21 protein-coding genes are annotated in these 25,036 nt (G+C 59.7%); 19 read left to right on the plus strand and 2 right to left on the minus strand.

Features of this window, described 5'->3' with window-relative positions:
* The first annotated feature begins 182 nt into the window (after positions 1 to 182).
* The 14 genes from FFI16_RS06360 (at position 183) to FFI16_RS06425 (ending at position 18,247) form a co-directional block, all read left to right on the plus strand.
* Positions 183 to 5,021, plus strand: coding sequence for an NEL-type E3 ubiquitin ligase domain-containing protein (locus tag FFI16_RS06360; protein ID WP_138814562.1), 4,839 nt, complete (start codon positions 183 to 185; stop codon positions 5,019 to 5,021).
* Between the two features lie 101 nt (positions 5,022 to 5,122).
* The gene (gene pap, locus FFI16_RS06365) at positions 5,123 to 6,637 is read left to right on the plus strand and encodes a polyphosphate:AMP phosphotransferase (protein WP_138814563.1); all 1,515 of its coding nucleotides are present in this window, start codon (positions 5,123 to 5,125) and stop codon (positions 6,635 to 6,637) included.
* A 158-nt stretch (positions 6,638 to 6,795) separates the two neighbouring features.
* The gene (locus tag FFI16_RS06370; RefSeq protein WP_138814564.1) at positions 6,796 to 7,980 is read left to right on the plus strand and encodes a thiolase family protein; all 1,185 of its coding nucleotides are present in this window, start codon (positions 6,796 to 6,798) and stop codon (positions 7,978 to 7,980) included.
* Between the two features lie 497 nt (positions 7,981 to 8,477).
* Complete coding sequence (locus FFI16_RS06375; protein ID WP_138814565.1) at positions 8,478 to 8,999, plus strand: fimbrial protein; 522 nt, start codon at positions 8,478 to 8,480, stop codon at positions 8,997 to 8,999.
* A gap of 52 nt (positions 9,000 to 9,051) precedes the next feature.
* Entirely contained in the window at positions 9,052 to 9,612 is a 561-nt protein-coding gene (locus tag FFI16_RS06380) for a fimbrial protein (RefSeq protein ID WP_138814566.1), read from the plus strand.
* 20 nt (positions 9,613 to 9,632) lie between these two features.
* Complete coding sequence (locus tag FFI16_RS06385; protein ID WP_178112639.1) at positions 9,633 to 12,236, plus strand: outer membrane usher protein; 2,604 nt, start codon at positions 9,633 to 9,635, stop codon at positions 12,234 to 12,236.
* Positions 12,233 to 12,991: a fimbria/pilus periplasmic chaperone gene (locus tag FFI16_RS06390; RefSeq protein WP_138814567.1), complete on the plus strand. Its 759-nt coding sequence runs from the start codon at positions 12,233 to 12,235 to the stop codon at positions 12,989 to 12,991. Before FFI16_RS06385 ends, FFI16_RS06390 begins: the two co-directional genes overlap by 4 nt.
* A gap of 25 nt (positions 12,992 to 13,016) precedes the next feature.
* Entirely contained in the window at positions 13,017 to 13,601 is a 585-nt protein-coding gene (locus FFI16_RS06395) for a fimbrial protein (protein ID WP_138814568.1), read from the plus strand.
* Positions 13,602 to 13,611: 10 nt separating this feature from the next.
* Complete coding sequence (locus FFI16_RS06400; RefSeq protein ID WP_138814569.1) at positions 13,612 to 14,106, plus strand: fimbrial protein; 495 nt, start codon at positions 13,612 to 13,614, stop codon at positions 14,104 to 14,106.
* 13 nt (positions 14,107 to 14,119) lie between these two features.
* Complete coding sequence (locus FFI16_RS06405) at positions 14,120 to 14,599, plus strand: fimbrial protein (protein ID WP_138814570.1); 480 nt, start codon at positions 14,120 to 14,122, stop codon at positions 14,597 to 14,599.
* A gap of 11 nt (positions 14,600 to 14,610) precedes the next feature.
* On the plus strand, positions 14,611 to 15,147 hold the full coding sequence (locus FFI16_RS06410; protein WP_138814571.1) for a fimbrial protein: 537 nt from the start codon (positions 14,611 to 14,613) through the stop codon (positions 15,145 to 15,147).
* A 79-nt stretch (positions 15,148 to 15,226) separates the two neighbouring features.
* Positions 15,227 to 16,183, plus strand: coding sequence for a fimbrial protein (locus FFI16_RS06415; RefSeq protein WP_138814572.1), 957 nt, complete (start codon positions 15,227 to 15,229; stop codon positions 16,181 to 16,183).
* Positions 16,184 to 16,243: 60 nt separating this feature from the next.
* On the plus strand, positions 16,244 to 17,203 hold the full coding sequence (locus FFI16_RS06420) for a fimbrial protein (protein WP_138814573.1): 960 nt from the start codon (positions 16,244 to 16,246) through the stop codon (positions 17,201 to 17,203).
* Positions 17,204 to 17,284: 81 nt separating this feature from the next.
* The gene (locus FFI16_RS06425) at positions 17,285 to 18,247 is read left to right on the plus strand and encodes a DMT family transporter (protein ID WP_138814574.1); all 963 of its coding nucleotides are present in this window, start codon (positions 17,285 to 17,287) and stop codon (positions 18,245 to 18,247) included.
* On the opposite strand, the gene FFI16_RS06430 is transcribed toward FFI16_RS06425, so the two are convergent.
* Both FFI16_RS06430 and FFI16_RS06435 read right to left on the minus strand, forming a co-directional pair.
* Entirely contained in the window at positions 18,210 to 18,983 is a 774-nt protein-coding gene (locus FFI16_RS06430) for an AcvB/VirJ family lysyl-phosphatidylglycerol hydrolase (RefSeq protein WP_138814575.1), read from the minus strand. The two genes, FFI16_RS06425 and FFI16_RS06430, sit on opposite strands and share 38 nt — an antisense overlap.
* Positions 18,984 to 19,092: 109 nt before the next feature.
* Complete coding sequence (locus FFI16_RS06435; RefSeq protein WP_138814576.1) at positions 19,093 to 20,481, minus strand: class II fumarate hydratase; 1,389 nt, start codon at positions 20,479 to 20,481, stop codon at positions 19,093 to 19,095.
* Between the two features lie 192 nt (positions 20,482 to 20,673).
* On the opposite strand from FFI16_RS06435, the gene FFI16_RS06440 reads away from it, so the two are divergent.
* The 5 genes from FFI16_RS06440 to FFI16_RS06460 all read left to right on the plus strand — a co-directional run bounded on the left by FFI16_RS06440 (position 20,674) and on the right by FFI16_RS06460 (position 24,989).
* Positions 20,674 to 21,192: a DUF2059 domain-containing protein gene (locus tag FFI16_RS06440; protein WP_003175221.1), complete on the plus strand. Its 519-nt coding sequence runs from the start codon at positions 20,674 to 20,676 to the stop codon at positions 21,190 to 21,192.
* Between the two features lie 6 nt (positions 21,193 to 21,198).
* Positions 21,199 to 21,495 (plus strand): BolA family transcriptional regulator, encoded by a 297-nt coding sequence (locus FFI16_RS06445; protein ID WP_138814577.1) that lies wholly within the window; start codon positions 21,199 to 21,201, stop codon positions 21,493 to 21,495.
* 118 nt (positions 21,496 to 21,613) lie between these two features.
* Positions 21,614 to 22,555 carry a rhodanese-related sulfurtransferase gene (locus tag FFI16_RS06450; protein WP_138814578.1) on the plus strand — a complete coding sequence of 314 codons (942 nt, stop codon included), beginning with the start codon at positions 21,614 to 21,616 and terminating at the stop codon, positions 22,553 to 22,555.
* A 36-nt stretch (positions 22,556 to 22,591) separates the two neighbouring features.
* Positions 22,592 to 23,197 carry a DsbA family protein gene (locus tag FFI16_RS06455; RefSeq protein WP_177034541.1) on the plus strand — a complete coding sequence of 202 codons (606 nt, stop codon included), beginning with the start codon at positions 22,592 to 22,594 and terminating at the stop codon, positions 23,195 to 23,197.
* The gene (locus tag FFI16_RS06460; protein WP_138814579.1) at positions 23,187 to 24,989 is read left to right on the plus strand and encodes an ABC transporter ATP-binding protein; all 1,803 of its coding nucleotides are present in this window, start codon (positions 23,187 to 23,189) and stop codon (positions 24,987 to 24,989) included. The genes FFI16_RS06455 and FFI16_RS06460 overlap by 11 nt, the downstream gene beginning before the upstream one ends.
* Positions 24,990 to 25,036 lie beyond the last annotated feature (47 nt).

Raw genomic sequence — 25,036 nt, forward strand, 5'->3', positions numbered from 1 at the left:
GCAAGGCGGCCATTCTAGCCGATCACGGGGCAGAGGGCTGATCGCGGGTGGTAACCCTATAGATCTTGCATGGAAAAACCTGCTGTGCGCACCCTCCAAGCCATCAACAATCAGCGTTAATCCTGGGCAGATTGCTGCGGTATCGTCATTCCTTGATTTATAGGCAGTAAAGGATATTGCTGATGCGTACCCAGGATGATTTGAACAACAAGCTGAGCCAGTTGACCCAGAGCCAGCTGCAAGCGGCCTTGCTGGAAATGACCGGCGATCTGGATAAAGCCCAGGTGCTGCAAAAGCAGCTGCCGGGCTGGATGGTCAATGCGCCGGCGGGGGTGCTGGATGCATTGGCGAAAGATGCCATACAGGTTGCCGATGCCCAGGCAGCTGTCGCCGAACGATTGAAGCCATTGCAGGCGCTGGATGAGTTTTGCAGCGAGCGGCTCAAGCAATACTGCACCACACGATGGCAACGGGTTGTGGACCCCAAAAAAGATTTGTTTATTCGTGCGATCAACGAGTACGAGAAAGAAGTCTTGCCATTGAAGTATGTGAAGACGGTGAGGCTGGTGCAGGACAGCCTGCTGCATGTGGCGATGCAGAACTTTTCAGAGGATGAAGCCCGTGCACAGTACTTTCCTGTCGGGTCGCTGTTGCGGTCGGGGTCCGCCGCTCGTGAGGTCATTGGCATTACACCCCTCGAGTTTGCCCAGGGGTGTCGTGCCCTGGACCTTGGCCGTTTGTATCAGCAGCACATCAGTGACGTGTTCAAGCTGGACACCAGTGATAAGCCCTACCTCAATGTGGTGGCGACCGATATTGGCCGGATGAAAGTCCTGGATGTAAAAGTCGACGCCCACATTGCCTTTATGCGCGGCGATATTGCCCAAGGCACCTACGAGATGCTGTGTACATTGCTGGAGCGCAAACTGGCCCCCTCCGAAGTTAAGGCCGCAGGGCTGCTGTTTCAAGGCCGCCCGGTGATTTGGCAAGGGCTCAATACACAGGGTGCTTGCCTGTGGAGCATCCTGGTGTTCTCCGCTCGCCCGATTGCGCAATACCCGCAAGAGCCTTGTGTGGTGTATATGCCCAATGAACCGGAGCGGCCATTCTTTGAATACGCCTCGCTCGATGACTTTCAGGTCTACCTCAAGCGCAAGCTCGGGAATGCTGCGTATCGTGTCTTTTTTACCCGATACCTGAGCCAGGCCGACCGAGTCGGATTTTTCAGCCGTTTCGATCAAGCCCAGACCCTGGGGGCACTGGACGCCAACCCCATTACGGTCAACCTGGCGCGACACTTTTTCGACACTTTCGCCGCAAAGCTGCAAGTCGATGCGCGGACCCTGGCGGTGCCGGTGGCCGACGTCGATGAGGAAGTCCGTGCGCAGCGCTTGCAAGCGTATCTGGACGCCGGTTTGACAGTGCTCAACCTCGCAGGGTTTGTCGTCCCGGAGCTGGGGTTATTGATGACCTCCGTGGCGGTGGGCCAGATGCTCGGCGAACTCTATGAGGGCATTGAAGACTGGCGCCGTGGCGATAAGGAAGAGGCGTTCCAGCAGTTGGCAGTGATCGCGCAAAACATCACATCGATGGTGTTGTTCGCGGCAGGGAGCAAGGTTGTCGGTTCGGCAATGCAGCGTACCGGCCTTAATCTGAATGGTTTTTTTCGTAAATTCGAGGTGATTAACCCCGCTGCCGGCAGCCAGCGGTTGTGGCGTCCGGATATCACGCAATACGTCCATGATCAGCGCCTTGGCGACGACGAGGCTGGCGATGCGTCGGGAGTCTACAAAGTCGAGGGGCATTCGTATGTCAAGGTCAATGACCGCATCCACCGGGTTGCGTACGACGCGAAGCTGGATCAGTGGCGGGCCAGCCACTCGGTGCGGCAGACGGCTTATCGCCCGCAATTGCTGCATAACGGTGAAGGTAGCTGGCGTTTTGCGTTTGAGAGGCCCGACGAGTGGGAAAGCCCGGAGTATCTCTTTTCACGCTTGAAACCGACCGGGCCCGGTTCCTCGCTCCCGGCGAGGAAACTTCTGCAGATCAAGGCCATCCTGGATAAACCCGATGATTGGGGCGTCTATCAGGCCCAGGAATGTTTGCCTTTTCCCGCACGCTTTCGCGATCTGTACGAACGTTTCAGGCTCGATCAGTCCATTCGCGATTTGAGCTGGCAGCTGGAAAGCGGTGCATCGCCCAATGTTGAAAACTCGATCTTGCAGATGCACGCTTTGCCCCTGTTACAAGGGTGGCCCGCGGGGCGCTATTTTGAGGTGCTGGATGCACAGGGCAGTGTCAAAGCTCGTTACCCCGCCAGCGGGCCCTACAACAATGCAGGCCTGCGATTGACGCTCACCGAGCCGATGCTCAGTACGGGAAAAGTGTTTGATGTGCTGTTGTCCGGGCTGGATGAGGCACAAAAGACTGGCCTGCTGGGGGAGGGTGTAGCAGTCGATCAGGAGCACAGCGTGCTGGCGCGTCAGTTGCTCGCGCATCTGAAGGCTGATCGCAAGCCGCTGTTTGAGCAGTTGTATCAGGCCTATGACGGGCCCGTACCGCCGGAATGGGCGTTGCTCAGGCGCACCTACCCGCAATTGCCCTGCACGCTGATGCGCGAATTGATGGCCGAAACAACCACCGTGCAGCGTGAGTCCCTGCGCGATAACCAACGGATTCCCATGGTGTTGGCCGAGTCAGTGCAACGTGCGCTTGAGGCGCAACGCCTGGACCGTGCCTTGATGGGGTTTGAGCAGCCAGAGTTGGCCAGCCTGGATACCGCGCTCATCGCGGTTCGGACAATGCCGCGCGTGGTGGGCTGGGGCGCAGAGCTGCGGCTGGAGTTGCGCCAGGACTCGCCACAGGGCGACTTGTTGGCCTTGGGCGCGCTTAAAGACGCTGGCGTGCGGCGGGTAGTGGTCAGGTCGAACGCAGGGTTTGAAGCGTTCAGCGACAATGGCCGCAGTCTCGGTGGGCCTTATGCCGGGCCGGATGGCTTGTTCGAGGCGATCGATGCAGCGCTGATGCAGAGCCAGCGCGTGGCAATGGGGTTGCCTCTGAAAGACGCCAGTAACGTCTGGCGATTGCGCTACATGAGTTCCTCGCAGGCCAAAGGCGAGCGGGAGCTGGCAGCCGAGGCTTTTTCCAGCCAGGTCAGCGAGCCCGCGCTGGAGGCGGCCCCCTGTGAGATGGCCGATTTACCGACCGGGCCGTTGGTTCATCCGCGCGCGCTGGTGCGTAAGGTCAAGCGTTTGTACCCGTTGTTCAGTGACGCTCAAGTGTCTTCGCTACTGATGACGTTGGGGGCTGACCACCTGGCCAGGGCCAAGGCAGTAAAGCGTTTGAAGGCAGAACTCGGCCATTTGCGAGCGCTGCTCAAGCACTGGAAGACCGATATCAAGGGTATGGAAACGCAGCCGGGCCTGAGTGATATTCGTTATAGCCGCGAGCAAGTGGCAGAGCGCATTGAAGCGTGTTGGCGGCGTCAAAGCTTTGCGCTGAATGAGTACCAGACGTCCGTTGCCAGCTTGAATCTGGACGGCATGCGCGTTGGATCATTGCCGGTATTGCCTGCCGACATTCGATTCGACCATGTTCGGCAGTTATCACTCAGGAACATGCGATTGGACGATGACGTCGCTTATTTTATGAAGTGCTTTAAAGGTGTGCAGCACCTGAAACTGGATCGTAACCGCCTGACCCGTTTGCCGGAAGTCATCTCACGGATGCTCGATCTGGAACGTTTGTCGATGCCCCGCAATCGTCTTGCGCTCACCGAATACACCCGGCTCAAACTGGCAGACCTGAATACGTTGCGCCTGCTGGACCTGAGCTACAACCCGCTGGATAAACTGGTGGATGTCAGCCGGATGCGTGACTTGCATACCCTGTTGCTGCAGGACACCAAAATCGTCGATTTACCTGCTGGGCTTGCGCGCTTGGCCCACCTGGAGCAAGTGGACCTGCGTAATAACTTGATAACTATATTGCCTGAGTGGTTATTTACGGCGCCGCGTAGTTTCAGCCAGTCGATTGACCTGGGCGGTAACCCGCTCTCCAGCACGACGGTAACGGCACTTACGCGTTACCGCGATGAAGTGGGTATTGGCATGGGCTATGTAGAGGACGATCAGCCACGCATGACCGAGCTGAAGGCCAGGGCATTGTGGTTGCCGGACGCGGTAGCGGCCCGAGAGGCCCACAAGTCTATCGTTTGGGCTAACCTTCGGGATGACCCGGAATCGACGCCGTTGTTTCACTTGCTGGCTGAACTGTCCGGTACTGCCGACAGTCATCATGTGCGCGAGGATATGACCCAGCGGGTCTGGGATGTGTTGCAGTCCACCCACGACAGTGTCGATCTGCGCGAGCAGGTTTTCCAACTGGCAGCACATCCGGCAAATTGCGCAGATGATGCCGCGCAGATTTTCAGTCAGATGGAGGTTTTGAAGGAGGTCGAAAAGGCCACGCAGCAAGCTGCTCGTGTACAGGGCCACTCCGGGGCGCTGCTGAACTTGGGCCGAGGTTTGTTTCGCCTCAGTGAGCTGGAGAAAATTGCGGCCACCTACGCAATCGAAAACGCGTCTGTAGACCCGCTGGAAGTCAGCCTCGCATTCCGGGTCGGGTTGGCCAGGATCCTGCAGTTGCCGGGGCAGCCCAAGCACATCCAATATGGAGAATTTGCCAATGTGACCCGCGACAGTCTGGAGGTGGCGCAATCCCAAGTGCGCACGGCAGAGCTGTCCCCCACGTTCTTGCGTTTTATTTCACAGTTAGCGTTCTGGAAAACCCACCTCAAACAGCAATTTTCCGCTGAGTTCCAGTCGGCGACCGGGCCCTTTGATACGCAGCAGCAAGCACTTTTTGAGAACAGCCAGAACCTCACCGACGCAGAGTACCTCAAGCAAATGGAGGCCCTGCGTTTGCCGCGCCGGCAGGCAATTATCGAAGTGGTAGAGCGCCTCACCCAGCAGATGTTGAGGCAGCAGGAATTGGGTATTTGCCATGTTCCCGGGGACTAGGCATCCGGCCGGTGATTGATCCACGGCAAGCGTGTTGGAATTCCTTGACTGTCGAGGTGCCCAATCCGCTAGTCTTGAGCCATCTTCAAATGGAGCTGCCCATGTTCGAATCCGCCGAAATCGGTCACGCCATCGACAAAGACACCTATGACGCCGAAGTGCCGGCCCTGCGTGAAGCTTTGCTGGAAGTGCAGTACGAGCTGCAACAGCAGAAGCGCTTCCCGGTGATCATCCTGATCAACGGCGTCGAGGGCGCGGGCAAGGGCGAAACCGTCAAGCTGCTCAACGAGTGGATGGACCCGCGTCTGATCGAGGTGCGCACCTTCGACCAGCAGACCGACGAAGAACTGGCACGCCCCCCGGCGTGGCGCTATTGGCGTCAGCTGCCAGCCAAAGGCCGCATGGGCATCTTTTTCGGCAACTGGTACAGCCAGATGCTGCAAAGCCGTGTGCATGGCCAGATCAAGGACGCGCGCCTGGACCAGGCCATCGCCGGTGCCGAGCGCCTGGAAAAGATGCTCTGCGATGAAGGCGCGCTGATCTTCAAGTTCTGGTTCCACCTGTCCAAAAAGCAGATGAAGGCGCGGCTCAAGGCGCTGGCCGACGACCCGCTGCACAGCTGGCGCATCAGCCCGCTGGACTGGCAGCAGTCCGAGACCTACGACAAGTTTGTGCATTTTGGCGAGCGCATCCTGCGCCGTACCAGCCGCGACTACGCGCCGTGGCATGTGATCGAAGGCGTGGATGCGCATTACCGCAGCCTCACGGTGGGCAAGATCCTGCTCGAAAGCCTGCAAAACGCCCTGAAACTGCCCAAAGGCAAGGCCAGCGGCATGAACCCGGCGCCGTTGATCGCCTCGGTGGACAAGAAGAGCCTGCTCGACAGCCTCGACCTGACCCTGCGCCTGGAAAAAGACGATTACGAAGAACAGCTGATTACCGAGCAGGCGCGCTTCTCCGGCTTGATGCGCGACAAGCGCATGCGCAAGCACGCATTGATCACCGTGTTTGAAGGCAACGATGCGGCGGGCAAGGGCGGGGCGATCCGCCGCGTGGCCGCGGCGCTGGACCCGCGCCAGTACCATATCGTGCCGATTGCCGCACCGAGCGAAGACGAGCGCGCCCAGCCGTATCTATGGCGGTTCTGGCAGAAGATTCCGGCACGCGGCATGTTCACCGTGTTCGACCGCTCCTGGTACGGCCGCGTGTTGGTGGAGCGCATCGAAGGCTTCTGCACCCCCGCGGACTGGATGCGCGCCTATGGCGAGATCAATGACTTCGAAGAGCAACTGCGCGATGCGGGCGTGATCGTGGTCAAGTTCTGGCTGGCCATCGACAAAGACACGCAGTTGGAACGCTTCCAGGCCCGCGAAGAAATCCCCTTCAAGCGCTTCAAGATCACCGAAGACGACTGGCGCAACCGCGACAAGTGGGACGACTACCGGGCCGCCGTCGGCGACATGGTCGACCGTACCAGCACCGAAGTGTCGCCCTGGACCCTGGTGGAAGCCAATGACAAGCGCTGGGCGCGGGTAAAAGTGCTGCGCACCATCAACCGCGCGCTGGAAGAGGCGTTCGACAAGACCGACAAGCACGATAAAAAGAAAAAGAAATAGCGGCGGCAGGTTTTGTGGCGAGCAAGCTCGCTCGCCACCCTAACTGTGTTCGTCATCAGTCTCCATGCTTTTGCATATGCCAGGTGAATGATCGTCGCGGTTGGGCAGGCCCGGCTCTATGCTCGGTCCATCTCCCAACCACAAGATCGAGGTAGCCCATGCGTGAAGTAGTGATCGTCGACAGCGTGCGAACCGGCCTGGCCAAGTCCTTTCGTGGCAAGTTCAACCAGACGCGCCCGGATGACATGGCGGCCCATTGCGTCAACGCGTTGCTGACCCGTAATGGTATCGACCCGGCGACGGTCGAGGATTGCATTGTCGGCGCCGGCTCCAACGAAGGCGCCCAGGGCTACAACATCGGGCGTAACGTGGCGGTGCTCTCGCAATTGGGCACCGGGACAGCGGGCATGACCCTCAACCGGTTCTGTTCCTCGGGCTTGCAGGCAATTGCGATCGCGGCCAACCAGATTGCCTCGGGCTGCAGCGACATCATCGTTGCCGGTGGCGTCGAGTCCATCAGCCTGACCATGAAAAGCGTCAACACCGACAACCTGATCAACCCTTTGCTTAAAGAGCAGGTGCCGGGCATCTACTTCCCCATGGGCCAGACTGCCGAGATCGTCGCGCGCCGCTATAACGTCAGCCGAGAAGACCAGGACCTGTACGCCCTGCAAAGCCAGCAGCGTACCGCCCAGGCCCAGGCCGACGGCTTGTTCAACGATGAAATCGTGCCGATGGCGGTCCAGTACAAGGTCGAAGACAAGCATACCGGCGAGGTGCAGGTGCTCGATGGCGTGGTCGACCGCGACGACTGCAACCGCCCGGACACCACACTGGCCAGCCTCAATGGCCTTAAACCGGTGTTTGCCGAAGACGGTTCGGTGACAGCGGGCAACTCCTCGCAGTTGTCCGATGGCGCTTCGATGACTCTGGTGATGAGCCTGGAAAAAGCCCTGCAACTGGGGCTCACGCCCAAGGCGTTTTTCCGTGGTTTTACCGTGGCCGGTTGCGAGCCGGACGAAATGGGCATCGGCCCGGTGTTCTCAGTGCCAAAACTGCTCAAGGCCAAGGGCTTGCAGGTGGCGGATATCGACCTGTGGGAGCTTAACGAGGCGTTTGCCTCGCAGTGCCTCTATGCCCGCAATCGCCTGCAAATCGACAATGCCAAATACAACGTCAACGGCGGCTCGATCTCCATTGGCCACCCGTTCGGCATGACCGGGTCGCGGCAGGTCGGGCACCTGGTGCGTGAGCTGCAGCGACGTAACCTGCGCTACGGCATCGTCACCATGTGCGTGGGCGGTGGCATGGGCGCCACCGGGTTGTTTGAGGCGGTGCGTTAGTCAACCAACAGTTCGTACTCGATCACTACACAGGGGGAGCATGCTCCCCCTGTGTACGTCTGCAGTTCAGTCATAACCCTGTTGCACTTTGCTTTAGTTAATTAGTGGGCATGACCCAATAATGACTGGTACTTTCCAATGCATGTAATCCTGGTCCTACAGAGGCCAGTGGTGCTGAATTATTCTCATTAATCTGCATGTAGGCTAATTCCTTCAGTCGATTTTAAAGTTTTGGCAAAAGGCCATACTTTTCCCGCGCGTCGTGATATCTCCAGGCTACTTAGTTAAGGGAAATGGACGGCTTACTTACCAAAGTGTGAGGTGGAGAATTGCCCTGCGTTGAGAGATTTCCTGAATAGCAATACAACTAGTTGGAAAAACAGTTCAGGAATCATCGCCTCAACAGCACGGGTTATAACCGCTCGTTTAATCAGCCCTGCACCGACCTGTGGCAGAGCTTCTTTAAAGACACCTGGTAATTAAGTGGGAATCTGTTAATGAAAACCAAAATGAAAGCTGCGCTGTTGTCTATCGGTCTGTTGGCCGGCTCGATCTCTGTTGCGCAGGCAGCAGACGGAACCGTCACGTTTCTGGGGTCGGTGCACTCGGGTGCTTGCTCTATCAAGCCTGACTCTGTGGATCAGACCGTTCGCCTGGGTGCGATTGCCAAACACCAACTGGAGTCGGGCGGCAAGTCTGAAGCCCGTCGTGTGCTGATCGAGCTTGAAGGCTGCGACCTGTCCGGCCTGACCGATAACACCGTGACCACAACCTTTACCGGCGCGCCTTCCAGCGCGGTCCCTGGCGCGATCGGTACGGTCGGCGGTGCAGGCGGCGTGGGCATCATGATGACCCACGGCGGCGACCTGATCGAACTGGGCACACCCACTACTCCGCAGGCCATCGCCGCCGGTAATAACACCCTGGAGTTCGGTGCCTACGTACAAGGCGCCGCCACCGACCCTATCATCCCGGGCGATTTCAGCGCCGTCACCAACTTCACCTTGGCTTATCAGTAAGTTTTGCTCCCCGCCACCCTGTGTGGCGGGGGGACGCTGACGGGAGATCCAGGTGAATACATTCATACGCCTCGCATTCGCCTCTTCATTGACGACATTCATCGGTCCTTGCGTATTTGCCCAGGCGACTTCGCAAGGTGATGGCGTCGTCCTGCTCGGAGGAGAAGTCGTTGACTCAGCCTGTGGGCTGGAACTGAGCAGTATCGATCAGACCATCGAAATGCCACCGGAGCCGGTTGGCCGGCTGCTACGCAACACGCGCGGCGAAGACCATCCCTTCCAGTTGCGCCTGGTCAATTGCACGCTGACTCGCCCGGACCCGTCGCGCCCAGGGGCAACCCTGCCTGACTGGGAGCACATGCGGGTGACGTTTGACGGCGCAACCGACCGGGCCGGGCTTTCCTTCGCGGTGTCGGGTGCCTCGCAGGGGGTTGCGCTGCACATCATTGACGCTGCCGGCGAAGAGAGTATTCCCGGGCAGCGAATGTCACCCACGCCTCTATCGGTGGGCGATATGACCCTCAACTACAGGTTCTATCTGGTCGGTAATGGACTGCCGCTGGTCGTGGGTGCTCACACCGCGGCAGTGCGGTTCAAGTTGGAATACTTTTGAATAGTGATGGACAGGCGTTCATGTTGAATACAGCGAAGTTCAAAAATACGCTGCGCCCTAGCCTGTTTGGCGGGTTGATGTCTCTGGCAGGAACAGCACTGGGCGCCGGCGATGTCGAGTTTAATACGGATGTGCTCGACCTGATGGACCGCAGCAATATTGACTTGTCTCAATTTGCGCGCAGCGGTTTTATTTTGCCGGGTACTTACACGATGGTCGTGCAAGTCAATGGCCAGCCTATTCCTGAACAGGCAGTGGCGTTCTACCCACCGGATAAAGATCCCAAAGGCAGTCAGGCGTGTTTGTCGCGCAGCCTGGTAGAACAGTTGAGCCTGAAAGTCTCCGAGGCCGACAAGCTGGCATGGTGGAAGGGCGGCGAGTGTCTGGATATTCAAAGTTTGCCAGGCATGGAAGTCAGTGGTGATCTGGCCACCTCCACGCTGAGTATCAACTTGCCCCAGGCGTACCTGGAGTACAACGCCATTAACTGGGACCCGCCTTCGCGATGGGATGAAGGTGTACCGGGGTTGCTGGTCGACTATAGCCTCACGGCGCAGTCCAACTATCAACGCGGCGATGGCAACCGCAATAACCTCAGTGGTAACGGCACCGTTGGGGCTAACGCTGGCGCCTGGCGCTTGCGGGCCGACTGGCAGGGGCGCGTCGAACGTGGCCCGCAGGAAGCGGCCGGGCCGCAAAGGCTTGAGTGGAGCCGCTACTACGCGTACCGCGCCATCCCTGCGCTGAAGGCACGTTTGGTGGTGGGCGAGAACTACCTGTATTCGGACCTGTTTGACAGCTTCCGCTTCACCGGTGCCGCGCTCAACTCGGATGAAAGCCAGTTGCCACCCAACTTGCGTGGCTACGCGCCGGAAGTGGTCGGGGTGGCCAAGACCAACGCCAAGGTCATCATCAGCCAGCAGGGGCGCGTGCTCTATGAAACCCTGGTCGCAGCCGGGCCCTATCGCATCCAGGATCTGCAGGACGCGGTAACGGGCAAGCTGGATGTGCGGGTGGAAGAACAGGATGGTTCGGTGCACAGCTTTCAGATGGACACTGCGGGTGTTCCTTACCTGACGCGCCCAGGGCAGGTTCGCTACAAGCTGGCGACTGGCCGACCGTCCAATCTTCAGAACGGCTCCGATGGCAACGTTTTTGGTACCGGCGAGTTTTCCTGGGGCATCAGCAATGGCTGGTCGTTGTTCGGCGGCGGCATGAGCGATAACAACTATCGGGCGTTATCGGTCGGGGCTGGCCGGGACTTACTGTCGTTCGGTGCCGTCTCGCTGGATGTGACGCAGTCGCGCGCCGAGGTCTGGCGCGAGACGCTCTCGGGCAAATCCTATCGCCTTCAGTATTCCAAGAACTTTGAAGAGTACGACAGCCAAGTGACCTTCGCCGGTTACCGGTTTTCCGAGAAAAACTTCTTGAGCATGAGCGAATACCTGGACGCCCGGTATTACGGCTTGAACGGGGAACTCGGCGGGCGGGGCGATTATCGCGACCCCAGTGAAGGGTGGAAGCCGATTGGTGGCAGCAAGGCGCTGTATACGGTCACGGTCAACAAGCAGTTTCGCGACCTGGGCGCCACTGTCTACGCCAGCTACAACAAGCAAACCTATTGGGATCGGCCAGACACGCAGCGCTGGAACCTGTCGCTGTCGCGCTACTTCAATGTGGGCACGGTCAAGAACATGAGCCTGTCTCTGAACATGTACCGCACCGAGGACTACAACTACAAAGACAACGGCATGGCCGTTACCGTCAGCCTGCCCCTGGGGCGCACCGGCACATTGTCGATGGACGCCGACCGGACCGCCGGCAAGAACAGCTTTACGACGCGCTACAGCGATCGTCTCGATGAACGCAACAGTTATCAGCTCAGTGCCAGCGATTCGTCCGCCAGTGGTTACTTGAGCCATACAGGCGACCAGGCCGATATCAACGTCAGTGCCAGCACTCAAGAGGGCGGCTACAGCCGCCTTGATGTGTCGGCGCGTGGCGGTGGCACGCTCACGCAATATGGCGCGGCCTTGCACCGTACCACCAGCACCGGCGGCACGCGCCTGATGCTCGATACCGGTGGTGTACCCGACGTGCCGGTGCGCGGTTACGGCTCGCCGACCCGCAGCAATGCCTTCGGCAAAGCGGTTATTTCCGATATCAGCAGCTATCAGCGTACGGCAGCCAGCGTGGATCTGGAGCGCTTGCCGAGCACGGTCGAAGCCACGCAATCGGTCACGCAGTTGACGCTCACCGAAGGGGCGATTGGTTATCGCTCGTTGAGCGTGATTGCCGGTGAAAAAGCCATGGCGATTCTGCGCCTGCCGGATGGCAGTTCGCCGCCCTTTGGCGCCACGGTGAAGAACCTCAAGCAACAGGACACCGGGATTGTGAATGACGGCGGCAATGTCTACCTCAGCGGTATTCGTGCCGGGGAACAGATGGTCGTCAGTTGGGGCGGTGACGAACGCTGCCTGCTCACGCTGCCTGCCACGTTGCCTGCGGATGGGTTGACCGACGCCCTGCAACTGCACTGCCAGGTGGTAGCCACAGACCCACCCTTGGCTGAACCCGCCGTACTGACCGGCAAGCCCACTGATACGGAGAACACATCCTCATGATGCCCAACACACGACTCACCTCCCAGGCCTTGGCTCTGCTGGTCCTGGCCCTGAGCCAGAGCGCCAACGCCGCCGTCGGCCTGGACCGTACCCGCGTGATTTTTGATGGCGGCAAAGACGCCACCAGCGTGAATATCACCAACAACAATACCCAGTTGCCGTATCTGGCCCAGGGCTGGATCGAGGACGAGGCGGGTCAAAAAATCACCTCGCCGTTGATCGTGCTGCCGCCGGTTCAACGCTTGGAGCCTGGCAAACAAAGCCAAGTGAAAGTCCAGGCGCTGCCGGCGGCCAAGTCGCTGCCGCAGGACCGGGAGACGGTCTACTACTTCAACCTGCGGGAAATTCCGCCCCGCAGCGACAAGTCCAACACCCTGCAAATTGCCTTGCAGACCCGCATCAAATTGTTCTACCGGCCGCAAGCCATTACGCCGAGCCAGCAGGACCTCTCCAACCCCTGGCAGCAGAAACTCACCCTGACCCGCCAAGGTGACCAATACCGGGTCAACAACCCGACGCCTTACTACGTGACCCTGGTGGACGCGCGCAGCAGCAAGGAGGGCAAAACCGTGGAGGGCTTTGCGCCCCTGATGATCCCGCCCAAGGAGGGCTTGACCTTGGGCCCCTCTGCCAAGGCGCTGGGTACGGCGCCTTACCTGGCCTATGTGAATGACTACGGCGGGCGCCCGCTCCTGGCGTTCACCTGCACGGGTGACACGTGCAACGTGAACGTGCAGGCCTCATCGCCTAATTGAGTAATGCCAGCTGCTGGAGAACATCATGAAGTCGCAACGTGTGAAGGTCTTGGGCGGCCTGTTATGGGTCTTGGCGGCGGGCGTTCACGCCGCCGAGGACGACGAAGATATCGAAGGAATGAGTGGGATGTTGAATGTGCTCGGCTCTATGCATGAGTCGCCTTGCAGCCTGGATATGACCTCACTGCACCAAACGGTTGAACTGGACGCCGTGTCGACCAACCAGTTGCAACGGCCCGGCGACCAGGCGACGGCCAAGGCATTCCAGCTGCGGTTTACCGATTGCCTGCGCACTGCCGGCCGAGTGCGCAACGAACGCACGGGAAACCTGACATGGAGTGCTTACCAACCGGTGCTGTCGGTAACCTTTGATGCGCCGGCCGATGCCGATGACCCACGGCTGGTCAAAGTGCAAGGCATCACCGGGATGGGCCTGCAATTGACCGACGCCTTGGGCCGCGACGTACAGCTGGGCTCAAGGGGCCAACCCTTGTTTTTGCCCGTAGGCCGCAACACCCAGACCTGGCGTGTTCGACCTACGCGCACCTCGGCGCCGTTGACCAGCGGGGCATTCAAGGCCGTGGTGCAATTCAGGCTCAACTATGAGTAAGGGCAGAGCGATGGCTAAATCATTCGGCCTGTGGGCCATTCTTATCGGTGGCGGCTTGCTGTGGGCGGCCAGCCAAGGTGTGCAGGCTGATACCAGCCTGACCATCCGCGCGGTCATCATCGCGCCGCCGCCTTGCGTGATTAACAGTGGCACAACCCTGGATGTGCCGTTTGGCAACGACCTGCAGACGTCACGGGTAGACGGGGTCAATTACCGTCGTGACGTGCCCTATACCGTCACCTGTGATTCCCCGTTCAGCAACGCCCTGACCCTGGAACTCAAAGGCACCGGCGCCGGGTTCGACAGCCGCGTGCTGTCGACCCGCAAGGCCGACCTTGGGGTCAAGCTGTTCGTGAATGGCGCTGACTGGCCGTTGAATACGGCGGTGAATTTTACCTATCCCAACTTCCCGGCAGTACAGGCGGTGCCCGTCAAACGCGTGGGCAGCAAGCTGACCGGCGGTGCATTTGATGCCGCCGCAACCCTGGTGGTCGATTACCAATGACGAGGAATGCTCAATGACATTTTGGCAGCAACGCGTGTTGCTCACCTTGTGTTCCATCGGCCTTTGCAGTGGTGCGTCGGCCAACCTGACCTTCAGCGGTACGCTGAATGAACCGCCGCCGTGCACGATCGACAGCGGCAACACCATTGAGGTGGATTTTGGCGATGTGGGGGTAAAACGCGTCGACGGTGTGAAATACCGCCGGGGCGTCGGCTATGCCATCAACTGTGGCACCGACACATTGCCCTGGGAGCTCAAATTGAGCGTCAACGGTACAGCCACCTCGTTTGACGGTGCAGCGGTGCAGACCAGCGTACCGGCGCTGGGCATTCGGGTGTTCCAGAATAACCTGCCATTTCCACTCAATACGCCGCTGGACATCATCCTGTCGTCACCGCCGACATTGGAGGTGGTGCCCGTGCAACAGCCAGGCGCCACATTAACCCCCGCGCGGTTCACGGCCGTGGCCACATTGTTGGCTGAATACCAGTAGGAGCTGAGTCGATGCGAGACCAAATTTTGCATAAGGGCGGGCTGGCGCTGCTGCTCACCTTCGGCCTGATTCCTGTGGGGCAGGGCGCGGACAACCTGGTGTTCAAGGGCAACCTGGTGGAGGAGGCCTGCACCATCCGCCCAGGCGATGAGGCCATCACGCTGGAACTCTGGGATGTCACCAGCAAGCACCTCTATATCAACACGCGAACCGTCGGCAAGCGCTTCCAACTGCACCTTGAGGAGTGTGACACCAGCATTGGCAACACCGTGACCATCACCTTCGGCGGTACCGAAAATGGCGAACTTCCGGGTTTGCTCGCGCTGGACGGTGGCAGTGGCGCCTCGGGGATTGGCGTCGGTATCGAGACATTAAGCGATAAGCCATTGCCCTTGAATGCCGTCAGCGATGAACAGGTATTAAGCGATGGCAGCAATGTGATCGAACTCAAGGCTTACGTGAAAGGCGAGCCGACGGCTATCCGCGATCAAACCATTGGGCACGGTGCGTACACGGTGACCTCGACTTTTACGTTGGACTATCCGTAGCAGCGTGTTGCCCTCAAGACCGCGAGCGGTGAAGGCTCGTTGGGCAGTATCTGGATAGGCAAGAGCAAGAGAGATCAAAATGAAAGCACTTTTGGGAGCCTTCGCGCTTCTCGCCCTGACGGGTGTTGCGACGACCGCGCAAGCCGTTGATTGCCGTGTTAACGGCGGGCCTTGGCAAAATGGCAACCCCAACCTGCAGGTGCCGGTCACGGTCACCTTGGCTGCAGATCGCACGAGGCTCATGCTCGAAGGGGCAAGGCTGGAATGTCGGTTTACCTATAGCGGCGGCCCCGCTTGGCATACGGACTTCTGGACCAGTGGGAGCGCCGCAGGCACGGCCTGGACTCCAGGCCCAAAATTTGCCGGCGAAGGCACCGGTTTGCGCATCAATGGTGTGTTCCGAAATACACCGGTGCCGTCCGGCATCGGGATCGCGAACATCCCCAACAACGGGGTCTTTTACCCGATCGATGTCACACCCTATATTTTGCTGCGTAACTACCCGTCCAATCCGTTCGATGTTCGCATCGGCGACAACCTGGGGCTGTTGCGCCTTACCAGTTCGAACAACTACGACGGCACCCGGCCGCAGCTTACCGTCACCTACACTGCTGCCAACAACTTTACCGTCTCCCCGTCCACCTGCACGATCAACAATAACAACCCGATCGAAATCAACTTCGGCACCGTGCACCAGCGCGCAATCGGCACCGACCCACTCACATCGACCATCGTCAGCAACCGCAGGCTCACCTACTCATGCCCGGATGGTGGGATCAACACGCCGATCACCATTACCTACAAAGGCTCCCGAACAGGCTTCGACGCGCGCCTGCTGATGATGAGTAATCCGGATGTGGGTACGGCCATGGTGCGCGCGGGAACCGCGGTGCCGGTAAACGGTTCATTCCTCACCCGCATCACCAACAGCGTGGGCGGCGACGATGTGACGTTTTCGCTGGTGCGGCGCAATGGCTCCTTACCGGCCGCAGGTGCCATAAGCGGCAGTGGCGTGCTGGTGATGGGCGTGCCCTGATTCACGCGCAAGGCTAAGGCTGAAGGCGGCCCTCGGGTGAAAGAACTAAGAGAGATCAACATGCAACGACTTTATAGAACCGCAGCGCTTCTCGCGCTGACGGGAGTTGCAACGACCGCGCAAGCCGTCGATTGCCGTGTTAATGGTGGGGCTTGGCAAACGGGCAATCCCAATTTGCAGGTTCCGGTTACGGTTGTTCTGGCCGCAGATCGTACGAGGATCACGTTGGAAGGCGCGCGGCTTGAATGCAGGTTTTCCCCAGGGGGGCAGAGCCCGTCCTGGTGGGCGGACTACTGGGCCACCGGCAATGCGTCAGGGAGCGCCTGGACCCCGGGCCCGAAGTTCAGCGGCGAACGGACTGGCCTGCGTATCAACGGTGGTTTTTTCAATACGCCTGTCCAAAATGGAGTGCGTGCAGCGACGATGCCGGACGACCTGAGAAGCTACCCGATCGATATCACCCCCTATATTTTGATGCGTAACTATCCGTCCAATCCGTTCGATGTTCGCATCGGCGACAACCTGGGTCTGTTGCGCCTTACCAGTTCGAACAACTACGACGGCAGCCGACCGCAGCTCAGCGTCACCTACATCGCCGCTAATAACTTTACCGTCTCCCCCTCTACCTGCACGATCAACAATAACAACCCGATCGAGATCAACTTCGGCACTGTGAATCAGCGCGCAATCGGCACCGACCCGCTCACATCCTCCATCGTCAGCAACCGTAGGCTCACCTACTCGTGCCCGGACGGCGGCATTAACACGCCGATTACCATTACCTACAAAGGCACCCGCTCCGGATTCGACTCGCGTCTGCTGATGATGAGTAACCCGGACGTGGGAACGGCGATGGTGCATTTGGGTACTGCTGTGCCGGTAAATGGCTCGTTCCTCACCCGTATTACCAACAGCATGGGCGGCGACGATGTGACGTTTTCGCTGGTGCGGCGCAATGGCCCCTTCCCGGCGGCCGGGGCTATAAGTGGCAGCGGTGTGCTGGTGATGGGAGTGCCCTGACACACAAAATCATCGATACCCAAAGCACCGTGCATCACCCTAGAATGCCCGCTCCTCCACCTCTGGTTTTTTGGGGCACACATGCACATTTCTTCGGGCCGCTGGGTCTATGGTTTTCTCCTGACCCTGCTGACCGCGCTGCTCTGGGGCATTCTGCCGATCAAGCTCAAACAAGTGTTGCAGGTGATGGACCCGGTCACCGTCACCTGGTTTCGCCTGGTGGTAGCGGGTAGCTGTCTGTTTATCTACCTGGCGCTGAGCAAACGCTTGCCAAGTCGCAAGGTGCTTGGCCCCAAGGGCGGCTGGCTGGTGGCGATGGCCGTGTGCGGGCTGGTGGGCAACTATGTGTTGTACCTGGTCGGCCTGAAAATGCTCAGCCCCGGGACTGCACAGCTGGTGGTGCAGATGGGGCCGATCTTTTTGATGATCGCCAGTGTGTTCGTGTTCAAGGAGCGTTTCAGCCTGGGGCAGGGCGTGGGGCTGGTGGTGCTGATCCTGGGCTTTGGTCTGTTCTTCAACCAGCGCCTGGCTGAGCTGCTGACCTCCATGGGCACTTACACGGCGGGCGTGTTGACGATTCTGTTGGCTACCACCATCTGGGTGTTCTACGCCCTGGGCCAAAAGCAATTGCTGACCGTGTGGAATTCGTTGCAGGTGATGATGGTGATCTACCTCTCGTGCGCGCTGTTGCTCACGCCCTGGGCGCATCCGCTTGAGGCGTTGCAATTGAGTCCGCTGCAAGGCTGGTTGCTGCTCGCGTGCTGCATGAACACGCTGGTGGCTTATGGTGCATTTGCCGAGGCGCTGGCGCATTGGGAGGCGTCGCGAGTGAGCGCAACCTTGGCGCTGACGCCGCTGGTGACCTTTGTGGCGGTGGCTTTGGCGGCATGGCTGTGGCCGGACTATGTGCAGGCTGAACAGATCAATGCCGTGGGGTATGCCGGGGCATTGGTGGTGGTACTGGGCTCGGCGACCGTGGCGCTGGCGCCATCGCTGCTGGCCGGGCTCAAGGCCCGGCGGGTGCGTTTGGATGCTGTTCGATAAGGCGTTGGGTCAAACCGTCGTAATCGCGATTGAAGGTATGGCTGGCGTCGATCCAGGTTGAGGTGACCCACTCGGGACGTGACGGCTGGCTGCACAGGCCGTCTGCATTTTCCGTGGAGTGGAAGCAGTTGACCGGCATTTGTCCTTTCAACTCAAACAAGGCCGGCAGTGGATCATGGTGGATGACCGGCCGGCGCGCGTGTCGCCAGGTCTGGCTGACACGGTTGAACCAGCCCACACGCATGTCGTCACCCAGTTCAATTTCCAGGAACACATCTTCTGTGGGGTCCAGCAGGGTCAGTTGCGAGATGCGTGCACGGTTTTGCGGTGTGAGCCGGTTGATGATCGCAGGCAGGACGTTGGCGCCGAAAGAGTAGCCAATCAGCCATACCCGTGGCACATCCCACTCCTTGCGGTAAGCCGTGATCAGTGCGTCCAGCTGTGCGGCCGAGTCCGCGAGGGGTTGTTCATGCCAGAAATACGCCAGCGTACTGATGCCCAGCACACCATAACCGCGCTGGTTCAGGTTGTGGCTTACGGCCTTTTCCAATGCCTCCCAGCCTCTGTCGCCGGAATAGAGAATCACCAGTTCGTGCCTGGCAGGAGACACCGCAATGGGGCGCATAATCACCGGGAAAGGCTGCAGGGTCGGCTGGTTGGCGGTATAGATAGCCATTGGCCCGATCAGGCAGACCGCCAGCAGGGCGGCGTAGAAGAACAAGTTTCTGCGTTTCATCACGAGTACCGCCAGCCTTGAGGTTCAGTGCATTAAACCTTCGGTGGCTGGCGGGCGTAACTGTGAGAACTGACAGTGGGCTACGCTGTTATGTTGTTTTATCGGCTGCTTAATGTCCGGCTTCGAGCATGTTTTCCGGGCGCACCCACTGATCGAACTCTTCATCAGTCAGGTAGCCCAGATCCACCGCGGCCTGGCGTAGCGTCAAGCCTTCGGCATACGCCTTCTTGGCAATCTGCGCCGACTTGTCGTAGCCGATATGCGGGTTGAGCGCCGTTACCAGCATCAAGCCGCGCTCCAGGTGCTCGGCCATTTGCTCGGCATCCGGCTCAAGGCCTGCGATGCAGTGCTCCTGGAAGTTGTTGCAGCCATCGGCCAACAGGCGGATCGATTCGAGCAGGTTGTGGATGATCACCGGCTTGTACACGTTCAGTTGCAGGTGACCCTGGCTGGCGGCGATACCGATAGTCACGTCATTGCCCAGTACCTGGCAGGCCAGCATCGACAGCGCTTCGCACTGGGTCGGGTTGACCTTGCCGGGCATGATCGAGCTGCCCGGTTCGTTGGCCGGCAACTTGACCTCGGCCAACCCGGCGCGTGGGCCAGAGCCCAACAGACGCAGGTCGTTGGCGAGCTTCATCAGCGCCACCGCCAGGGTTTTCAGTGCACCGTGCAAAGTCACCAGTGGCTCGTGGCCGGAGAGGGCGGCGAACTTGTTTGGGGCGGTGACGAACGGCAAGCCGGACAAGGCGGCCAGCTCCGAAGCAATTGCCTCACCAAAGCCATGCGGCGAATTTAGCCCGGTGCCCACGGCGGTGCCGCCCTGGGCCAACTCGCACACGGCGGGCAGGGCGCTGCGGATGGCGCGCTCGGCGTAGTCGAGTTGGGCGATAAAGGCCGAGACTTCCTGGCCGAAGGTGATTGGCGTGGCGTCCATCATATGGGTACGGCCGGTTTTCACCAGCTTCATATGGCGTGCGGCCAACTCCGCCAAACCGCCGGAAAGCGTGGCGATCGCCGGTAACAGGCGTTGATGGACCGCCTGCACCGCCGCAATGCTCATGGCCGTAGGGAAGCAATCGTTAGAGCTTTGTGAGCGGTTCACATGATCGTTAGGGTGTACCGGGCTTTTGCCGCCACGGGTCTTGCCCGACAGCTCGTTGGCGCGGCCGGCGATCACTTCATTGGCGTTCATATTGCTTTGGGTGCCGCTGCCGGTCTGCCATACCACCAGTGGAAACTGGTCGTCGTGCTGGCCGTCGAGCACCTCGTCGGCGGCCTGTTCGATCAGGCGGGCGATATCGGCGGGCAGGTCGCCGTTGCGGTCATTGACCCGTGCCGCGGCTTTCTTGATCAGGGCCAGGGCGTGCAATACCGCCAGGGGCATGCGTTGCTCGCCGATGGCGAAATTCACCAGTGAGCGTTGGGTCTGCGCACCCCAGTAAGCGTCATCCGGGACGCTGACTTCTCCCAGGCTGTCGGTTTCGATACGGCTCATCGGGCACACTCCTTCAGGTTCGTTTGCGCAGTTTAGGCTGTGGTTGGCGTTGGGGGTTCCCTAAAAGACTTTTCATCGGATTAATCCACCGCGAATGTAGGAGCGAAGAGCGCTGGGGTTGAGACATGTCGTTTTTTAGGCGCAGAATGGTCGCCCTTGGGGTTTTACCTCGCCTGCTAGAAAGGAAACTCGATGACTCGTCTTCGTGCCATCTGTACCGCGGTTGCTCTGGTTTGCGCCAGCGGCCAGGTTTTTGCCGATACCGCCAGCCATAACGCCAGTGCCGAAGCCTTCCTTACCCTGGCCCACGCTGACAAGCTGGGTACCCCGGTGTACATGCAAGTGCAGCAAATGTTTGCCCAGCGTTTCGAACAAACCAAGGCACCTGCCGCCAAGCAGTCCGTACTGGACAGCTACCAGGCCAAGGCCAACGCCGCTCTGGACCAAGCCATCGGCTGGCCGAAGCTGAAGCCGGACATGGTCAAGCTCTACACCACCAACTTCAGCGAATCCGAGCTCAAGGATCTGGTAGCCTTCTACCAGTCGCCACTGGGCAAGAAAGTCCTGGAAAAAATGCCGCAACTGACCCAGCAATCGGCCCAGATGACCCAGGCCAAGCTGGAAAGCGCCGTGCCGGTGGTGAACAAACTGCTGGAAGACATGACCAACGAGCTGGCGCCAAAAGCCGCCGCACCGGCCAAGAAGAAGTAAGCAGGAATGACCATGCAACAGCGTATCGAAACGGCGCTTGCCGCCCTGAGCCCGCAACACTTGAACGTGCTGGATGAAAGCCATATGCACAGCCGTGGGTTGCAGACCCACTTCAAGGCCGTGCTGGTCAGCCCGCAGTTCGAGGGGCTCAACCGCGTCAAGCGCCACCAGACGGTCTACGCCACCCTGGGTGACCTGATGAGCGAATTTCATGCGTTGGCGCTGCATACCTACACGCCCGAAGAATGGGCGAAAATCGACGCAGCCCCGGCCTCGCCGACCTGCGCCGGCGGGCATGACTAATGATCAGGTGTCTCTGACACCCGGCATTTGTTAGAATCCGCAACGCGCCGCATAGCCGGCGCGTTTTTTTTGCATCCGGTTCACCCCTTACGAGGGTAGCCACCTGGAGAGAACACCCATGACTCAACCCATCGTCGTGGCGGCACTGTATAAGTTCGTCACCCTCGAAGACTACGTCGCCCTGCGCGAGCCACTGCTGCAGGCAATGGTCGACAACGGCATCAAAGGCACCTTGCTGATCGCCGAAGAAGGCATCAACGGCACCGTTTCCGGCAGCCGCGAAGGCATTGATGGCCTGATGGCCTGGCTGAAGAACGACCCACGCATGGACGACATCGACCACAAAGAGTCGTACTGCGACGACCAGCCGTTCTACCGCACCAAGGTCAAGCTCAAGAAAGAGATCGTGACCCTGGGCGTCGAAGGCATCGACCCGAACAAAAAAGTCGGCACCTACGTCGAGCCGCAGGACTGGAACGCACTGATCAATGACCCTGAAGTCCTGTTGATCGACACGCGCAACGACTACGAAGTGTCGATCGGCACCTTTGAGGGCGCAATCGACCCGAAAACCACCAGTTTTCGCGAATTTCCCGACTACATCAAAGCCAACTTCGACCCGGCCAAGCACAAGAAAGTCGCCATGTTCTGCACCGGCGGCATTCGTTGCGAGAAAGCTTCCAGCTATATGCTCAGCGAAGGCTTCGACGAGGTTTACCACCTTAAAGGCGGCATCCTGAAGTACCTCGAAGAAGTACCGCAGGCGGAGACCAAATGGCAGGGCGACTGTTTTGTGTTCGACAATCGCGTGACCGTGCGCCACGACCTGAGCGAAGGCGACTACGATCAATGTCATGCCTGTCGTACACCGGTCAGCGTAGAAGACCGCGCGTCCGAGCACTATGTGGCTGGCATCAGTTGCCCGCATTGCTGGGATAAGCTGCCGGAGAAGACCCGTCGCAGTGCCATCGACCGACAAAAGCAGATCGAGCTGGCCAAGGCCCGCAACATGCCGCACCCGATTGGCTTCAACTATAAGCAAACCCCTTCCGAGGCCTGACCCATGCCCGCGCGCCTGCTCTATGTGATGGACCCGATGTGTTCCTGGTGCTGGGGCTTTGCCCCGGTGGCGCAGGCGCTGGTTGAGCAGGCCCAGGCGGCCGGCGTGGATGTACACCTGGTGGTGGGCGGTTTGCGCACCGGCAGCGGCGCGGCGCTGGAGCCGACCACGCGGCGCTATATCCTTGAGCACTGGCAGGCCGTCACCGACGCCACCGGCCAGCCGTTCAAGCGCGAAGGTGCGTTGCCCGACGGTTTTGTCTATGACACCGAGCCTGCATGCCGCGCCATCGTCACCGCGCGCAGCCTGGCGCCGGATTGTGCCTGGACCCTGCTGGGGCTGATCCAGCGTGCGTTTTATGTCGAAGGCCGCGATGTAACCCTCGCCAGCGTGCTGGTGGAGCTGGCCGAGCAGGCCGGTATTCCGCGCATCGAGTTTGCCGGTGCGTTCGACCGCGCCGAGCAACATGCAGCAACGGCGGCCGACTTTACCTGGGTGCAGGACCTGGGCATTGCCGGTTTCCCGACTTTGCTGGCCGAGCGTAATGGCCAGCTGGCGTTGCTGACCAACGGCTATCAGCCGTTGTCCGAGCTGTCGCCTTTGCTCGCCCGATGGCTGGAGCGAGCCACCTGTGCCGGATGAGTCCAAACGCATCGACCGACTGACCTGGGCGGAAATTCGCCGCCTGGCCCTGCGTCACAAAAAATCCCTGTGGATCGCCAATGGCGTTGCCGTATTGGCGACCCTGTGCAGCGTGCCTATCCCTTTGCTGTTGCCGTTGCTGGTCGACGAAGTGCTGCTGGGCCACGGTGATGCAGCCCTCAAGGTGATGAACCACGCGTTGCCACTGGGGTGGCAGAAGGCCGTCGGTTATATCGGCCTGATGCTGTTGGTGACCTTGTGCCTGCGCTGCGGCGCGCTGGTGTTCAACGTGGTGCAGGCGCGGCTGTTCGCGCGGCTGGCCAAGGATATTGTGTACCGTATCCGCGTGCGCCTGATCGAACGGCTCAAGCGGATCTCCCTGGGCGAATACGAAAGCCTGGGCAGTGGCACGGTGACCACCCATCTGGTCACCGACCTGGACACGCTGGACAAGTTTGTCGGCGAAACCCTCAGCCGCTTCCTGGTAGCGATGCTCACGCTGGTGGGCACCTCGGCGATCCTGGTGTGGATGCATTGGCAGCTGGCGCTGTTGATCCTGCTGTTCAACCCCTTGGTGATCTATGCCACGGTGCAGTTGGGCAAACGCGTCAAACACCTGAAGAAGCTGGAGAACGACAGCACCTCGCGCTTCACCCAGGCGCTCACCGAAACCCTGGACGCCATCCAGGAAGTGCGCGCCGGCAACCGTCAGGGCTTTTTCCTTGGGCGCCTGGGCCAGCGCGCCCAGGAAGTGCGTGACTACGCGATCCACTCGCAATGGAAAACCGACGCCTCCAGCCGCGCCAGCGGCTTGTTGTTCCAGTTCGGCATCGACATCTTCCGCGCGGCAGCGATGCTCACCGTGTTGTTTTCCGACCTGTCCATCGGCCAGATGCTCGCGGTGTTCAGTTACTTGTGGTTCATGATCGGCCCGGTGGAACAACTGCTGAACCTGCAATACGCCTACTACGCGGCGGGTGGTGCGCTCACGCGTATCAACGAGCTGCTGGCACGCGCCGACGAGCCGCAATATGCCGGCGGCGAAGACCCGTTCACCGGGCGTGAAACTGTCGGTATCGAGGTGCGTGGCCTCAACTTCGGCTATGGCGAAGAGCTGGTGCTTGACCAACTGAACCTGACCATCGCACCGGGCGAGAAGGTCGCGATCGTGGGTGCCAGCGGCGGCGGCAAAAGTACCCTGGTGCAACTGCTGCTCGGGCTCTATACGCCACAGGCTGGCAGTATTCGTTTTGGTGGTGCCACCCAGCAGGAAATCGGCCTGGCGACCATTCGCGAGAACGTCGCGGTGGTGCTGCAACACCCGGCGCTGTTCAACGACACCGTGCGCGCCAACCTGACCATGGGCCGTGCCCGCAGTGACCAAGCCTGTTGGCAGGCACTGGAAATCGCCCAGTTGGATGCTACCGTCAAGGCACTGCCGTTGGGCCTGGACAGTGTGGTGGGACGCTCGGGTGTGCGTTTTTCCGGCGGGCAGCGCCAACGCCTGGCCATCGCGCGCATGGTGCTGGCCGAGCCAAAAGTGGTGATACTCGACGAGGCCACCTCGGCCCTGGACGCCGCTACCGAGTACAACCTGCACCAGGCGCTGGCGCGGTTTCTCAGTGGGCGTACTACACTGATCATCGCCCACAGGCTATCTGCAGTGAAACAGGCAGACCGGGTACTGGTGTTTGATGGTGGGCATATCGCCGAAGATGGCGACCATCAGCAGTTGATTGCCGATGGAGGGTTGTACGCCAAACTCTATGGGCATCTGCAACAAGTGCGTTGATTTAGCTGAGCTATCGAGAGCGGATTTTCGCGTGCGTATCAAGCAGT

Source organism: Pseudomonas sp. KBS0710 (assembly GCF_005938045.2).
Classification (GTDB): domain Bacteria; phylum Pseudomonadota; class Gammaproteobacteria; order Pseudomonadales; family Pseudomonadaceae; genus Aquipseudomonas.